This is a genomic window from Gordonia sp. J1A (genome assembly GCF_055393515.1).
In genome coordinates, this window is record NZ_AP041607.1 from 1,264,087 (window position 1) to 1,278,616 (window position 14,530).

The following is a 14,530-nucleotide window of genomic DNA, read 5'->3' on the forward strand; positions in this document are numbered from 1 at the left end:
TTAACTCCGACCCTCGGTTCTGTCGGGCTCGTCTGCGGCGACGGCCGGAACGGTCTCGGTGCCAACGCCGCGTCATTCGAACCTGACGCCCGTCATCTCTTCGGACACGGTCCAGAGTCGTGCCGCGTCGTCGGTGCGCAACGTCTTCCACAGATTCTGTCGGCCCGGCGGACCGCCGAGTCGGCCGGGCCACTGAGGACCGTACAAGCGGCCGCCGACCGCGTCGGGTGCGGTCGCCGCTATAAGCGCCGGAAGCTTGGCGCTCTCCACAGTGCCGACGATCAGGCTATGTGCCGAGAGCCAGCGAATCATGCGCACCGCACGCGTATCCCGCCGGCGTCCGAGTTCCGGTCTGGCCGCGAGCAAGGCAGTGGGAGCGACACCGGGATGCGACACGTTGCTCGTGATACCCCATGACGCCGCGGAACTACGTCTATCGAGTTCGAGGCCGAACAGCGCACACGCGATCTTCGACTGACGGTAGGCACGCATTCCGTCGTACCCACGCTCCCAGTTCAGATCGGCCCAGTTGATGGTGCCCCTGCGAGCTGCGACGCTCGACTGCGTCGTCACGCGGGCGGACCCCGCGCGCAACTGCGGCAGCAGACGTCCGACGAGTGCGAAGTGGCCCAGATGATTTGTTCCGAATTGCAGTTCGTTGCCGTCGGCGGTCACTTGCCGAGACGGCGGCGTCATGACTCCCGCATTGTTGATCAGCACATGAATCGGCTCGCCCTCCTCCATCAGGGCCGCGCCGAGCGCCGCGACGGAGTCGAGCGATGACAGTTCGAGCTCCCGCAGAGACACAGCCGCCGCCGGTACACGGGATCGAATCGTCGCTAAGGCGGCCGCACCTTTCCGCGGGTTGCGGACCGGCATGATCACTTCGGCGCCCGCGCCCGCCAATTCAGTGGCGATTCCGAGGCCCATTCCGTCACTCGCCCCGGTGACGACGGTTCGTCGCCCCGAGAGATCACCGATAGCGATGTCGTAACGTTCGCGATCCATGCCGATGACTCCTATTCAACCGCCGAGTGAGGCCAACACCCTCTGATTCGAGTCTGGCCGGCGGGAAGCCCGTTATCCACGGCATGACGATCCGTGGATAACCACGGCACGTCCGCGCCACAATGAAATACATGACCGATCGCGACGCACTCGGCGAGTTCCTGCGCACGCGCCGGGAAGCCCTCGCGCCCGAGGACGTCGGCCTGCCGCGCGGACGTCGCCGGCGCACCGCGGGCCTCCGGCGCGAGGAAGTTGCCGTTCTGTGCCACATGTCGGCCGACTACTACTCACGGCTCGAGCGCGCGCAGGGCCCGCAGCCGTCGGAGCAGATGACCGCGTCGATCGCGCTGGGCCTGCATCTCACCCGGGCGGAGCGCGATCACCTGTTCTGGCTCGCCGGACATCAACCGCCGCCGCGGGGCTCTTCCACCGATCACATCAGTCCCGGGATGCTGCGAATCTTCGATCGCCTGGCCGACACGCCGGCGGAGATCGTCGGAGAACTCGGTGAGACGCTGCGGCAGACTCCGCTGAGCGCGGCACTCGTCGGAGACCTCAGTGGACGTACCGGTCTCTCACGCAGCGCAGCATACCGATGGTTCACCGAGCCGGTGTCCCGGGAGCTCTATCCTCCCGACGACCACGACTTCTACTCGCGGATGTACGTCTCCAACCTGCGCGGCGTGGTGGCGGTTCGGGGACCGGAGTCACGAGCCGCACAGGTCTCCGACGAACTCCGGGCCCGCTACGAGGAGTTCCGCAGGCTCTGGGAGCGTCACGAAATCGGCGTCGCACCGCACGAGGTGAAACGCCTCCTGCATCCGGAAGTCGGATTGCTCGAACTCAATTGCCAGATTCTCCACGATCCCGTTCAGACACACTCACTTCTCGTCTACACCGCATCGCCGGGCAGCGAAAGCTACGACAAACTGGCCCTGCTGGCCGTCATCGGCCGGCACGATCGCGTCCCTCAAGCCGCCAGTCCCTCGCCCGGCACGGGCTGAGACTCCCCTCCCTCGGGAACGATGAGGACCGGGCAGTTGCCGCGATTCGTCAGTCCCTTGAACACCGCCCCGCTCAGACTGTGGTCGAGCATCGCTCCCAGTCCATGATGAGGTCGTCCGACGACGATCATCGTCGCCCCGCACGACTGCGCCTCACTGGTGAGAACCTGGGCGGTCTCGCCGCGTGCGGTTGTGTAAGTCCAGTCGTCGGCGTCACGACCCAGGAGTTCGGCGACCACACGCCGGTGCTCCTCGAGGTGCTGATCGGTTTCGACCTCGTAGTCGGGCTCGTCGGGATCGAACGGCAGGTCGCCGAAATCCACTACATGGACGACGCGGATCTGCGAATGCAGAGCACGTGCCAGCCGCGCCCCGAACACGACCGCCGCCTTGCTGTTCGCGTGGGCGTCGTAGCCAATGACAATGTTCACCTGTCGCTCCCCTCCTCGGTGGAGTCCCAGGGTCCATCAGCCGGGTCGGCGGTTCAGGCGGACGCTCTGAGCGCCGCCTCGGCAGGATCCATTGCCGCTACCACCATTCTACCCCGCTGATCTGGATCCAGCGGTCCTCGACGTCTCCGCCTGTCGGACGATTGCGGCAACCTCGATTTCTACGACGGGAACGGATCGCCCTGAACCCAGGCACTTCGAGTAAGCCAAGGGAGCGAAGCGACACTGCGCATGGAGGGAACCCGTCGACGGGCCGGCGATCGTGCGAAACCACTGACGGCGTAGTGCGCCGCCGTACCTGTCACCCGCGAGCCCAGAGGATCCGACTCGGGCTCGTTGCCTCGGTCGTCCGGCCCGTATAGGTCCCGATCAGCTCGGCGGCGGACAGATCCTCCACGTCGTGGAAACGCAGATCGCGCATCAGCGCGCCGAGGTCGTCACGGTCATAGAAGTTGAACCACGGCTCGCCCACGGCGGCCACCCGCTCCGCCCGTGCCTGCATCCGTGCGCGTTGTGCGTCGTCGGTCGCCGGCTCGAGATAGTCGAGAATGACTTCCGTCGACGGTGTCTGGCCGGCGACGTACTCCAGCGTCGATCGCGCGGCCTCCGGTGTCAGGTAGTAGACCACGCCGAGCCAGACGAACACCGCCGCCGCGTCTCGCCGGAACCCGGCCGACGCCAGCGACTCCGCGAGATCGTCGGTTTCGAAGTCGATCGGAACGAGCGTCGTCGTCGCCGGCACGTCGATCTCCGCTTCAGCGAGCCGTTCCCGCTTCCATTCCTGTGTGGCCGGGTGATCGACCTCGAAGACGCGCAGGCCCGGATCGGTGCTGCGATAACCGAAGGTGTCCAGTCCCGCCCCCAGCACGACGACTTGACCGACACCCCGGGCTGCCGCGGCCGCGACCCGGTCCTCCGCGAATCGGGCGCGGGCCGCGAAGAACAATCGTCGCCGCCGATCGGTGGCCGCGACGGGCAGTCTCCCGTCCTCGGCCGCGCGGCTCAGTGCCTCGCCGGAGCTTCCGATCAGACGCACGGCGAAGGGATCGTCGAGGATCCGCGGGCTGTCGGCCACCTGGTGATAGGCGCGGGCGTATGCGGTCGCGAGTGCGGTTCTACTCGGTTCCTTCATCATGTTCCTCCGGTCTGCCGATCGCGTGGCCACGCGGTCACGTGACATCGGGCAGGCGGATCGGTGCCAACTCGGCGAACCTGTCCCCCGGCCCGGGATTGCGACGATCACACCGCCCACCGAGGTGGTGCATCACGCCCCACACGGCGTTGAGCGCGGTCTGCACCGCGCCCTCCGCCCATCCCGCCGTCCACGCGACGTCGTCGCCGGCGAGGAAGACACCGCGATGACCGGGCGCGAACCCCTCCTGGACGAAGTGCGTGAACAGCCGTTCCTGATAACGGTAGTGACCGGGCAGATTCGCGCGGAACGCACCCATGAAGTTCCGCTCCACCTCCCAGGAGATCGTGAGCGGTGGCGCGATCACATGACTGCGGATGTCGAGATCGGGATAGATCGACGACAACGAGTCGAGCATGAGATCCATCCGCTCGGAGGCCTCGAGCGGGATCAGCTTCAGCGAGTCGTCGGCCCACGTGTACGACAGGCAGATCACCGCGGGACCGTCGGAGGACTCCGGCTCCCCGCTCCCGGCGAGCGGACCGTCGAACAGGTACACGCCTCGGGGCATGCGATCGGTGAGCGTCATGCTCATCCGCGGATACCCGGTCGACGTATCCAGCTCACGCCAGAAGGGCCGGTCCACCAGCACGAACACTTTGCTGGAACCCATGTAGTGAGTCCGCTCGATGGCACTCCAATGCTCGGCGGCGAACAGTGACTCGTCGCATTTGACGGTGCTCAGAAGCAGCCACAGTGGCGCCGTGTACACCACCGCCGGATAGTCGGCGATGCCGCCGCCGGCATCGGTGACCGTGATCCGGTGGGGATGCGTGCGCCGCATCTCGACCGCGGCCGGACGCGGGCGACCGCCGTTCAACGACGCCGGCGACGTGCCCGCCGGCCAGTGCGCGGCACCGGGAACCGCCGCCGACCACAACCGGACGGGCACCTGCTGCGCCCCGCCGACCACGCCCCGATGGTCCTCGTCGGCCGCCGTCGCGACCACCCGCAGCACCTCGAGGATCGAATTGGAGAAGTCGGTGTCCCACCCGCCGGTACCGAAACCCACTTGACCGAACAATTCTCGGTCCGCGAACGACCGCAGTTGTGCGGAGTCGACGAGGAAACGGTAAAAGGTGGTGTCGTCGTAACGCTCCACGAGCGGGTGCCACAGCGCCGCCACGGCCGCGGCGTCCCGTGCCCGGATCGCCGATCGCAGCGCACCGAGGCCGGCGCCCGCCTCGAGTGCGGCCTCCCAGCCGCGGGCGACACGGCCGAACACCGGCGGCAGATCGTCCAGCGACCGCCCGTGAACGGTGACGCCCTTGAGGTCGATGACCGTGTCCGGTGTACACGGCGCCAACGGATTCGGGAACGGCACAGTGCCCACGCCTGCTTCGTCGAAATAGCCGAACAGCGTGGTGGAGGACGGTGGAAACCGCATGGCGCCCAGCTCAGCGACCGCTCCGGGATGACCGTCGAACGACACCGACCGCATACGGCCGCCGATCCGGTCGGGCTCGTACAGCACCGGCCGCAGGCCCATCCGAGTGAGCTCACGCGCCACGATGACGCCCGACAGCCCGCCTCCGATCACGGCGACCTGCGTCCCGAGGGCTTCTGCGGGAACCGCACCGATCCCGGCGGGGTGCGCACGGAAGAGGTCGTACGGGAAGGGGAAGTCGGGTCCGATCATCGACAGCGGGGTTCCGCCCTCCGGTGCAACCGGGATGCTCACCGCGATCGCCTCCCGGCGTCGTGCGGATCGGGACGCCGACGCGGATCGCTCGCCCCGTACAGGTCGGCGCGACGATCGCGCAGGTAGTGATTATGGCGGCGCGAACGCTCCAGACGCTCCGGCTCCAGATCCACCAGCAGCAGTTCGGCGCCCTCGCCGGCACGGGCCAGCTCGACGCCGTCCGGTGCGATCGCGCACGACCGACCGCAGTACCGGACGGCCGCACCGGCACCCTCGGCATCCGAGACCGCGCCCACCCGGTTCACGTAGGTGAGGAACATCTGATTCTCGATCGCCCGCGCCGGAACGAGCGTGGTGGCCACGTGATCGTCGGGCTGCGCGAGCGCTGTCGGCACCAGAAGCCAGTCGGTACCCGCGAGGGCGTGCGCACGCGCGGCCTCCGGGAACTCGACGTCGTAGCAGACGAGGATTCCGCAGGTCAGCCCGCCGAAGGCGAACTGCTCCACCAGCCGATCGCCCGCGGTGAACGGAGTGTCGTCGGGCGCGGAGCCGGCCGGCGTCCCGACAGCGGGCCGGTACAGGTGCGTCTTTCGGTAGTGCGCGCGCAGGGTGCCGTCGCGACCCACCACCGCCGCCGAGTCGAACACCTCGCCGCCGCGTCCGCGCTCGGCGTACCCGTAGGCGATCGCCAGGTCGCATGCGTGAGCGGTTTCGGTCATCAGCCGGCCGATCGGTCCGCGCCCGGTTCCCTCGGGCCGCGGCTCGGGCGCCAGGGGACTCCGGTATCCGGTGAGCGTCAGCTCGGAACAGACGAGGATGCTCGCGCCGGCCTCCTGCGCGGCGACGGCCACCGCGGCGACCTCCGACGACGCGGCCGGCAAGCCGGTCGACGCCGGACCCTGAAACAGTGCAGCTCGCATCGTGCGCCTCCCCCGCCGCCGCGTGAATGAGGACAGGTGGTGAACCGGCCGCCGCCGTGGCGGGGCTACTCGGCGGAGTCCGCGGGCTCCGCGGTCCGGCAGCACGTACGGCGAGTGCGCATCCCGCCCGACAGCGCCGCGTCGATGAGCAGACTGGTGCCGATACCCAGCATCCACGAATCCTTCGCGACCGGTATCCCCTGCTGTGTCGGTCGCAGCGACCCGTCCTCGTGCATCCCGGGCGTCCGCACGTACATCGTCAGCAAGCCGGAACTGAACGCGGTGAGCGCCGCGCCCGCCACCGCGGTCGGCACCCACGGCGCCAGCAGCGCCGATCCGACGCCGATCTCAGCGACGGCGAGCGCTTTGCCGAACAGTCCCGGCCGCACCTGCCGGACCGCCGGGAACGCGTTGGCCGCCATGCCTTGGAGACCGGCGGCTGCTTCGTCGTCGAGGGAGAGCTTCCCGATTCCCGAGTTGAGGATGAAGGCGCCGGTCGCGAGCCGCAACGGCAGTCGGCGCAGTCGGTCGGTGACGGTGGGTGCGGTGCTGGACGTGTCGTTCACTGGTGGCTCCTCGCTGCTGTTCGACGGCGATCTCTCTGTGGACGAGGCCACCTTCCATCTCACCAGAATCGGGAGGCGGGACGCGGCGCTTCCGGTGATCGGGTCGCGATGCCGAGCACACAGAGGACAATCAGGGCTGGACGATCAGGACTGGACAGTCGCGACGGGAGGTGGACGCGATGTCGGATTCAGCGAGTTCGCGTCCGGAGCACTCGGAGGCCGGAGAGCCGATCGGTCCGGTGGATTCGACGGTGATTCCGAGATTCGCCGGACCGACGACCTTCGCCAGACTCCCCCGACTCGATCAGGTGCCGCCGGAGGCCAGACGCGACGGCATCGCGATTCTCGGAGCGCCCTTCGACGCGGGGACGTCGTACCGGCCGGGCGCGCGGTTCGGGCCGGCGCACATCCGTGCCTCCTCGAAGCTGCTCCGGCCGTTCCACCCGGGACTGGGCGTATCGCCCTTCGACACGCTGCAGGTGGTGGACGCCGGCGACGCCACGCTGAATCCGTTCGACATCGCCTCAGCGCTCACCGAGCTCGACGCCGCGGTGTCGGAACTGCGCGCGCAAGACCTGCGGGTGATCACTCTCGGCGGCGACCACACCGTCGCGCTCCCGATTCTGCGGGCGGTGGCGCGCGACGTCGGCCCCGTGGCGGTGGTGCACTTCGACGCTCATCTGGACACGTGGGACACCTACTTCGGCGAGGCCTACACGCACGGCACACCGTTCCGCCGCGCGAGCGAGGAGGGCCTGATCGATGTGGACCGCTCCGTGCACATCGGGACCCGCGGCCCGCTGTACTCGCCACGAGATCTCGACGAGGACGCACGGCTCGGATTCCGGGTGATCGCCGCCGACGAGTACGAAGCCGGCGGCGTCGCCGCAGTGTCCGGTCTCCTGCTCGACCGCATCGGCGCGGGTCCGGTGTACGTCTCCGTGGACATCGACGTCCTCGATCCCGCGCACGCGCCGGGCACCGGAACGCCCGAAGCGGGTGGACTCACCTCGCGGGAACTGCTGTCCACCCTGCGTTCGCTCGCCGGTCTGGACGTGCTCGGTGCCGACGTCGTGGAGGTCGCGCCGGCCTACGACCACGCCGAGATCACCGGAATCGCCGCCGCGCACATCGTGTACGAACTGCTCGCCGTGATGGCCGCACGCGGCGCGTGACCCCGGCGCTCGGGTCCACTCGACGGGCACTACCCTGTCGGTGGTCCGAAGCCCGATCTCTTCCTCGAGGTGTTGACTCTGTCCGGAATGGCTGTCCCCGTCCTGATCGCGCTCGCAGTCATCGGATTCGTCGGCGGAGTGGGGATCACGGCGCTCGGACCGGGCGGAGTACTCCCGACCATCGGGCTCTTCGCGCTCACCGGTCTGGCGGCACCGACCGTCGCGGGGACCGCCATCGTCACACACGTGGCGACGGGTGTGGCGGGCACGGCGGCCTACCGGCGTTCGGGCGAGCTCCGCAGACCCGCGACGCGTCGCACCGCACTCGCGCTCGGCGGTACCGCGCTGATCGGCACGCCGATCGGAGTGTGGGTCAATTCCCTTGTGTCCCAACGGGTATTCGGTATCGTTCTAGCCGTCCTGGTGGCTGTGGCCGCGGTGTCGATCTGGGTGCGCGAGTATCTCGGGGCCGACGCCGCGAGCGACCGCCATCCGCACGTCGCCGTGGTGGCACTGCTCGGGTTCACCGTCGCGGTGTTCAGCGGCATCGTCGGGATCGGCGGTCCGATGCTCACCGTGCCGCTGCTGATCGCCTGCGGCGTCCGAGTGCTGGAGTCGCTCGCGGCCGCCCAGGTCCAGTCGATCGTCATCGCGGTCGTCGGGTCGGTCGGATACGCGGCGCAAGGGGCGATCGATTGGCCGCTCGCGGCCCTGATCGGCGTTCCCGAACTCGCGGGAGTGCTGGTGGGATGGCGCGTCGCGCAGGCCCTGCCGACGCGCGTGCTGAAGATGGCCCTGACGGCGGCCCTCCTCGCCCTCGCGCCCTACCTGGCACTGACCGCCTGATGCCGACAGGGCCAGTAATTGCATAATCAACTAATTCGGTAAGGTCGACGTATGAACTCTCCACGATGGCTCTCCGACGAGGAACAGGCGGCATGGCGCGCCTACCTCGACGCGACCCGGCTGTTGATGAATACGCTCGACCATCAGCTCGTCCGGGACGCACAGCTGTCGCTGACCGACTTCTCACTGCTCGTCGCCCTCTCCGAAGCGCCCGGCCGCCAACTGCGGATGAGCGGTGTCGCAGACGCTGTCGCCACGTCGCGAAGCACCGTCACCCGAGCGATGAACCGCCTGGTCGACAAGGGGTGGGTGGAGCGAATCCCGTGCGTCGACGACCGCCGCGGAGCCTGGGCGCATCTGACCCCCGCGGGTCTGGCCAAGCTGGTCGACGCCGCACCGGCGCACGTCGACGAAGTCCGCGAGACGATGATCGACGTGCTCAGTCCCGCCGAGTTGAACGTCCTGGCGACGAGTTTCCAGAAGATTCGCGACCGATTGAGCTGAGCCTCACCCGCGACTACCGTGCCGCCCGGGCACCCACGATCCGTAGCGCGACCTCCGCGTAGTCGTCGGCGAGATCGTCCGCGTCGGCGTGATTCCTGACGGGAAACCATCGGCTCACGTCGATCCCGAGGGACGTCAGGGCGAGTGTCACGGTCGAGACGTCACCGAAGGAGAACTCGCCCGAGGCGGCGCCGGCTTCGGCGATCTCGGTGAACACTCTCGTGGTCGCGCGTCGCAGACCGGCGATCAGTTCGAAGTGATCGTCGGTCAGCGCCCGCAGTTCGTACTGGATGACGCGAGCGATCGCCCGGTTCTCCGCATGCCACCTCACGAACGACGCGATGGCGGCCCGGAGCCGTTCGGTCGGCGACCGCGCCGGATCGTCCGCGGCGAGCAGCGCGTCCAGAACCGCCCGATGGCCTTCCATCGCTATCGCGAAGAGCAGCGACTCCTTGGTCTTGTAGTGGGGATACACCGCGCCGGGACTCATGCCGAGACTCGCAGCGATCTCACGGGTGGTGGCCAGGCCGTAGCCCTTCGCCGCGAACACCTCGCAGGCCGCCCGCCGGATCCGTGCGGCGGCTTTCGAACCCGGTACGCCGTCGGCCGGACCGGGTGCGGTGGCGGTCATCGAACTCTCCTGTCTCCGGTCGGGATTGACACGGCGCACACAGTCCTGAAATATGCATATGCATAGTTTCTATGCGTTTGCATAGTACATGACGCCGGCCGGAGTGACAGGGCCCCGAGTCGTACGTCGCCCGGCCCCCGACCGATCGGAACCCTCCCATGACGCACGCTCTCTCTCGCCGCGACCTCGACTTCCTACTCTACGAGTGGCTCGACGTCGAATCCCTGACCTCCCGCGAACGGTTCGCCGATCATTCCCGAGAGACTTTCGACGGCGTCCTCGACCTCACGGCCGACCTCGCCGACAAGTACTTCATCCCCCACAACCGGCTCGCCGACGCCTCCGAGCCGACGATGCGTCCGGACGGCACGGTCGAGATGATCCCGGACGTCCAGCGCGCACTGGCGGCGTATGCCGAATCCGGGCTGATCGCCGGACCGTTCGACCACGAGGTCGGCGGCATGCAGTTGCCGACCACCCTCGCGCGGGCCTCGATGGCCTGGCTGCAGGCCGCCAACGCCGGAACCTCGTCGTACGCGCTGCTCACCGCGGCCAACGCGGCACTTCTGGCCGAGTACGGCACGCCTCAACAGATCGACACCTTCGTCCGGCCCATGCTCGAAGGACGATGGTTCGGCACCATGTGCCTGTCCGAACCCCAGGCCGGATCCTCGCTGGCCGACATCACCACCCGCGCCGAACGCAGGCCGGACGGCACCTACCGGGTCGTCGGATCGAAGATGTGGATCTCTGGAGGCGATCACGAACTGTCGGAGAACATCGTCCACCTGGTGTTGGCCAAGACGCCGGGCGGCAAGCCCGGTGTGCACAGCATCTCGCTGTTCATCGTGCCGAAGTACCTGCCCGGCGACGACGGCGGCCGCGGCGAGCGCAACGATGTCACGCTCACCGGCCTGAACCACAAGATGGGCAATCGCGGCACCGTCAACACGGCGTTGGCCCTCGGTGACGGCACCCATCGACCGGGCGGCGAGGCCGGCGCGGTCGGCTATCTCGTCGGTGAGGAGCACCGCGGGCTCTCGTACATGTTCCACATGATGAACGAGGCGCGGATCGGCGTCGGCTTCCTGGCGACCGCACTCGGGTACGTGGGATATCTCAAGGCCGTCGACTACGCGGCCGGGCGCACCCAGGGCCGCCCGATCGGCGCCAAAGATCCGGCCGCGCCGCCGGTCCCGATCATCGAGCACCCGGACGTCCGGCGCATGCTGCTGGCACAGAAGGCCTACGTCGAAGGCGGTCTGGCACTGGGCCTGTACTGCGCGAAACTCGTCGACGACTTGGACACCGCCGCCGACGCGGAGACCGCAGCCGACCTGGAGTTGCTGCTCGACGTCCTGACACCGATAGCCAAGAGCTGGCCGTCGCAGTGGTGTCTGAAGGCCAACGATCTGGCGATCCAGGTGCACGGCGGTTACGGCTACACCCGCGACTACGACGTCGAACAGCACTACCGCGACAACCGCCTCAATCCGATCCACGAAGGCACGCACGGCGTTCAGGGGCTCGACCTGCTCGGCCGCAAAGTGATCATGCGGGGCGGCAGGGGGCTGAGCCTGCTCGGCGCGCGTATCTGCACGACCATCGACGCCGCCCGCGGTCGCGGCGGCACCGCGTCGGCGTTCGCCGACGGTCTCGACGACGCCTGGCGGCGGGTGGTCGAAGTGACGGGGACCCTGTGGGCGGACGGTGATCCCGCTACGGCACTGGCGAACTCCTCGGTGTACCTGGAGGCCTTCGGTCACGTGGTGGTCGCCTGGCTCTGGCTCGACCAGTATCTCGCGTGCGAAGACCGGTCCGGCGACTTCTACGACGGCAAGAGGATGGCCACGCGCTACTTCTTCGCCCACGAACTCCCGCAGACCGGACCGTGGACGGCCCTGCTCGCGTCTCTCGACGACACCACCGCGGTCATGGAACCGAACTGGTTCTGAATCGGTCCGTCCGTCGCCTCGGTCACCGTCCGGGGCGGGTCCGCACTTTGTGCGAGCCGTCGCACATCGGGGCGATGGTGGACCGGCCGCATCGACAGAATGCGACCGTGCGCCGGCGGGGCGAATAGGCGGTACCATCGGGCTTGATCACCGAAATCGGCCCGCGTACCAATAGCGGCCCTGAAGGACATGGAATGACGGTGACGTCATCGTCCCGATGGTCGCCGCCCTGATCGTTGGAGGTCATTTGTCCTCAATTCCTGGGAACGTGCGGAATTCATCGCTCAGCGCGAGCCTACTCACCTCGGACGACGGCGCCAACGGTTCGCAGCCGCGCATGCCGATGCCCGCGCCCCGCGGCCCGGTGAGCGCGGCACTGGCCGAACTGCTGCTCGATCTCGACGGTCCGGCCGAGCCCCTCTCGGCCGCGGTCGCCGCACATCGCAGTCCCGTGCTGGACGACGAAGACGCCCAGCTCACCCTGACGATGCTGTATGAACTGCACCTGCGCGGCATCCGCGGCGTCGACGATCGGGCGGAGTGGGACGTGCGACTGCTCGAGGTGCGCGGCGAACTCGAACAACGTCTGGAATCGGAACTGAACGCGTTGGTCGGCCCGATCGAGGACCCCGACGACGTCGTGGAAGCGTTGTTCCAGGCGAGCGCGGACGACGACGGTCCGCCGCTGGCGGCATTTCTCGCGCGGTCGGGAACCGTCGATCAATTCCGTGAACTCGTTATTCACCGATCGCTGAACCAGCTGCGGGAAGCCGATGTTCACACGCTGGGCATTCCGCGCCTGGGCGGCGCACCCAAGGCTGCGCTGATCGAAGTGCAGAGCGATGAATACGGCGGCGGCCGACTCGATTACATGCATGCCACTCTGTGGGCCGATCTGATGCGGGGAATGGATCTGGATTCCGGATACGCCGCATATATCGACAGCATTCCGGCTCCCACCCTGGCGGCCGTCAACACACTCTCCTATTTCGGCCTCCACCGCGGAAGGGTCCGCGAACTCGTCGGACATCTGTGCATGGTGGAGACCACGTCGTCACTGCCGAGCCGGCAGTACAGCCGTGGCCTGCGCCGCCTCGGATTCGGGCGCCCGGTCCGGCTGTTCTTCGACGAACACGTCGAGGCGGATGCGGTGCACGAGCAGCTCGTCGTCCGCGAGGTCGCCGGAGCGCTCGGCGACACACCCGACGGCCGCATCGGCCTCCTGCGCGGCGCACTGACCTGTCTGGCGGTGGAACGGCTGGCCGCACAGCACATCTGGGCCGCGTGGGAGGCGGGCCGGTCGTCGCTGCGCGTGGGGTCCGCCCGGTGATCGGCCGATGGGCGGTCGGCGAGGCCACCGCCGGCCGGATCCTCGGGACCCTGCCCCTGCCCCAGCCCACCGTGACCGCGCCGACGGGCGTGTACTGGCCGTCGGTCGACTCGGCGCTGCTGTGCCGTCGAATGGTGAACCACATGCAGACCCACCCGAAGGGCGTGACCTCGGTGATCGAGCTGTGCGCTGGGAGTGGAATCGCGTCGGTCTACGCCGCTCTGGCCGGCGCCCGCGTGACGGCGGTCGACGACACCCGGGAATCGGTCGAGGCGGTCGCGGTCAACGCGGCGTCGAACGATGTGACCGTCGACGTCGTCCGCTCCGATGTCCGCGCACTCCCTCGGCTCGATCCCGCCGACCTGGTGGTCGCCAACCCGCCGTATGTCCCGGCGCCCGCGCACATGCCCGACGGACACGCCTGGAACGCCGGACCGAACGGCAGGAGCGTGGTCGACTCGATCATCGGCGTGCTGCCCGAGCTCGTTCGGCCCGCGGGTGCGGCACTGCTGGTCCAGTCGGACGTCTGCGGTGTGACGCCCACCCTCTCCGGACTGGCGGACCGGGGCTTCGACGCGGCAGTCACCGACGAAGTCGTTGTCGACTTCGGTCCGGTGATGCACGAGCGCGCGCTCTGGCTGGAATCGCAGGGCTTCATCGAACCGGGCGAACGCACCGAGCGCGTGGTGGTGATACGAGCCGTGCGGTCGACGTCGGCCGTGCCGCGGGGAGCGTCGCGATGACCGGGGCGTGGTCGGTGCGCCCGGAGGGCGACGGCGACGCGCAGGCGGTCCATGAGGTCAACGCAGCCGCGTTCCCGACGCCGGCCGAGGCGGATCTGGTCGACGAACTGCGTCGCGACCCGGCGGCGTGGATCGACGGGCTGTCGTATGTCGCGGAACAGGACGGCGAGATCATCGGGCACGCCCTGCTCACCCGGGCGACCGTCGGAGGAACGCCGGTACTGGCCCTCGCACCGTGTGCGGTGGTTCCGGCACAGCAAGGCACCGGCGTCGGAACGGCGGTGATCTCAGCACTGCTCGACGCTGCCCGCCGGATCGGCGACGAGACCGTCGTCGTCCTCGGCCATGCCGACTACTACCCGCGGTTCGGCTTCGTTCCCGCGTCCCGATTCGGTATCTCGGCGCCGGTCACGGTACCCGACGACAGCTTCCTCGCACTGCCGCTGACCGCCGCGGCGCGCGTCCCCTCCGGAGTCATCTCCTATCCGGCGGCCTTCGGCCTCTGACCACGACCGGAGTCTCCGGTCGATCACCGGCCGGCGTGCGGCCGATACCATTGGCCCGG

At 68.5% G+C, this 14,530-nt stretch carries 16 protein-coding genes; 8 read left to right on the forward strand and 8 right to left on the reverse strand.

The annotated features are described in order from the left end of the window. Nucleotides 1-72: 72 nt before the first annotated feature. Complete coding sequence (locus ACZ5QD_RS05895; protein WP_222111425.1) at nt 73-1,008, reverse strand: SDR family oxidoreductase; 936 nt, start codon at nt 1,006-1,008, stop codon at nt 73-75. 131 nt (nt 1,009-1,139) lie between these two features. On the opposite strand from ACZ5QD_RS05895, the gene ACZ5QD_RS05900 reads away from it, so the two are divergent. Beyond that, the gene (locus ACZ5QD_RS05900; RefSeq protein WP_222111426.1) at nt 1,140-2,012 is read left to right on the forward strand and encodes a helix-turn-helix transcriptional regulator; all 873 of its coding nucleotides are present in this window, start codon (nt 1,140-1,142) and stop codon (nt 2,010-2,012) included. Here ACZ5QD_RS05900 and ACZ5QD_RS05905 read toward each other — a convergent pair. From ACZ5QD_RS05905 to ACZ5QD_RS05925, 5 genes are all read right to left on the reverse strand, one after another. Next, nucleotides 1,979-2,443, reverse strand: coding sequence for a universal stress protein (locus ACZ5QD_RS05905; protein ID WP_222111427.1), 465 nt, complete (start codon nt 2,441-2,443; stop codon nt 1,979-1,981). The genes ACZ5QD_RS05900 and ACZ5QD_RS05905 overlap by 34 nt on opposite strands. 319 nt (nt 2,444-2,762) lie before the next feature. Continuing rightward, nucleotides 2,763-3,593 carry a class I SAM-dependent methyltransferase gene (locus tag ACZ5QD_RS05910; protein ID WP_222111428.1) on the reverse strand — a complete coding sequence of 277 codons (831 nt, stop codon included), beginning with the start codon at nt 3,591-3,593 and terminating at the stop codon, nt 2,763-2,765. A 37-nt stretch (nt 3,594-3,630) separates the two neighbouring features. After that, nucleotides 3,631-5,334 (reverse strand): flavin monoamine oxidase family protein, encoded by a 1,704-nt coding sequence (locus ACZ5QD_RS05915; protein ID WP_372452507.1) that lies wholly within the window; start codon nt 5,332-5,334, stop codon nt 3,631-3,633. Then, nucleotides 5,331-6,215 carry a nitrilase-related carbon-nitrogen hydrolase gene (locus ACZ5QD_RS05920; protein WP_006895023.1) on the reverse strand — a complete coding sequence of 295 codons (885 nt, stop codon included), beginning with the start codon at nt 6,213-6,215 and terminating at the stop codon, nt 5,331-5,333. Before ACZ5QD_RS05920 ends, ACZ5QD_RS05915 begins: the two co-directional genes overlap by 4 nt. Nucleotides 6,216-6,280: 65 nt before the next feature. Further along, nucleotides 6,281-6,781 carry a hypothetical protein gene (locus tag ACZ5QD_RS05925; protein ID WP_006895024.1) on the reverse strand — a complete coding sequence of 167 codons (501 nt, stop codon included), beginning with the start codon at nt 6,779-6,781 and terminating at the stop codon, nt 6,281-6,283. A 179-nt stretch (nt 6,782-6,960) separates the two neighbouring features. On the opposite strand from ACZ5QD_RS05925, the gene speB reads away from it, so the two are divergent. The 3 genes from speB to ACZ5QD_RS05940 all read left to right on the forward strand — a co-directional run bounded on the left by speB (nt 6,961) and on the right by ACZ5QD_RS05940 (nt 9,306). Continuing rightward, on the forward strand, nt 6,961-7,956 hold the full coding sequence (gene speB / locus ACZ5QD_RS05930; RefSeq protein ID WP_006895025.1) for an agmatinase: 996 nt from the start codon (nt 6,961-6,963) through the stop codon (nt 7,954-7,956). A gap of 87 nt (nt 7,957-8,043) precedes the next feature. After that, a complete protein-coding gene (locus tag ACZ5QD_RS05935) occupies nt 8,044-8,802 on the forward strand; it encodes a sulfite exporter TauE/SafE family protein (RefSeq protein ID WP_199502569.1) in 759 nt (252 codons plus the stop codon). 51 nt (nt 8,803-8,853) lie between these two features. Next, nucleotides 8,854-9,306, forward strand: a complete 453-nt coding sequence (locus ACZ5QD_RS05940) for a MarR family winged helix-turn-helix transcriptional regulator (RefSeq protein ID WP_006895027.1) — start codon at nt 8,854-8,856, stop codon at nt 9,304-9,306. Nucleotides 9,307-9,319: 13 nt separating this feature from the next. Here the strand turns inward: ACZ5QD_RS05940 and ACZ5QD_RS05945 are convergent, their stop codons facing one another. Beyond that, complete coding sequence (locus ACZ5QD_RS05945; RefSeq protein ID WP_222111429.1) at nt 9,320-9,937, reverse strand: TetR/AcrR family transcriptional regulator; 618 nt, start codon at nt 9,935-9,937, stop codon at nt 9,320-9,322. A gap of 158 nt (nt 9,938-10,095) precedes the next feature. On the opposite strand from ACZ5QD_RS05945, the gene ACZ5QD_RS05950 reads away from it, so the two are divergent. Continuing rightward, on the forward strand, nt 10,096-11,892 hold the full coding sequence (locus tag ACZ5QD_RS05950; RefSeq protein WP_464367173.1) for an acyl-CoA dehydrogenase: 1,797 nt from the start codon (nt 10,096-10,098) through the stop codon (nt 11,890-11,892). Between the two features lie 22 nt (nt 11,893-11,914). Here ACZ5QD_RS05950 and ACZ5QD_RS05955 read toward each other — a convergent pair whose 3' ends face one another. Then, on the reverse strand, nt 11,915-12,139 hold the full coding sequence (locus ACZ5QD_RS05955) for a CDGSH iron-sulfur domain-containing protein (protein WP_081598062.1): 225 nt from the start codon (nt 12,137-12,139) through the stop codon (nt 11,915-11,917). Nucleotides 12,140-12,229: 90 nt separating this feature from the next. Between ACZ5QD_RS05955 and ACZ5QD_RS05960 the strand changes: the two genes are divergently transcribed. Genes ACZ5QD_RS05960 through ACZ5QD_RS05970 form a run of 3 tightly spaced genes read left to right on the forward strand, consistent with a single transcriptional unit; the run spans nt 12,230 to nt 14,471 of the window. Then, nucleotides 12,230-13,222 carry an iron-containing redox enzyme family protein gene (locus tag ACZ5QD_RS05960; protein WP_045538474.1) on the forward strand — a complete coding sequence of 331 codons (993 nt, stop codon included), beginning with the start codon at nt 12,230-12,232 and terminating at the stop codon, nt 13,220-13,222. After that, a complete protein-coding gene (locus ACZ5QD_RS05965) occupies nt 13,219-13,965 on the forward strand; it encodes a methyltransferase (RefSeq protein ID WP_464367174.1) in 747 nt (248 codons plus the stop codon). The genes ACZ5QD_RS05960 and ACZ5QD_RS05965 overlap by 4 nt, the downstream gene beginning before the upstream one ends. Then, nucleotides 13,962-14,471, forward strand: coding sequence for a GNAT family N-acetyltransferase (locus ACZ5QD_RS05970; protein WP_222111431.1), 510 nt, complete (start codon nt 13,962-13,964; stop codon nt 14,469-14,471). Before ACZ5QD_RS05965 ends, ACZ5QD_RS05970 begins: the two co-directional genes overlap by 4 nt. The last annotated feature ends 59 nt before the right edge of the window (nt 14,472-14,530 follow it).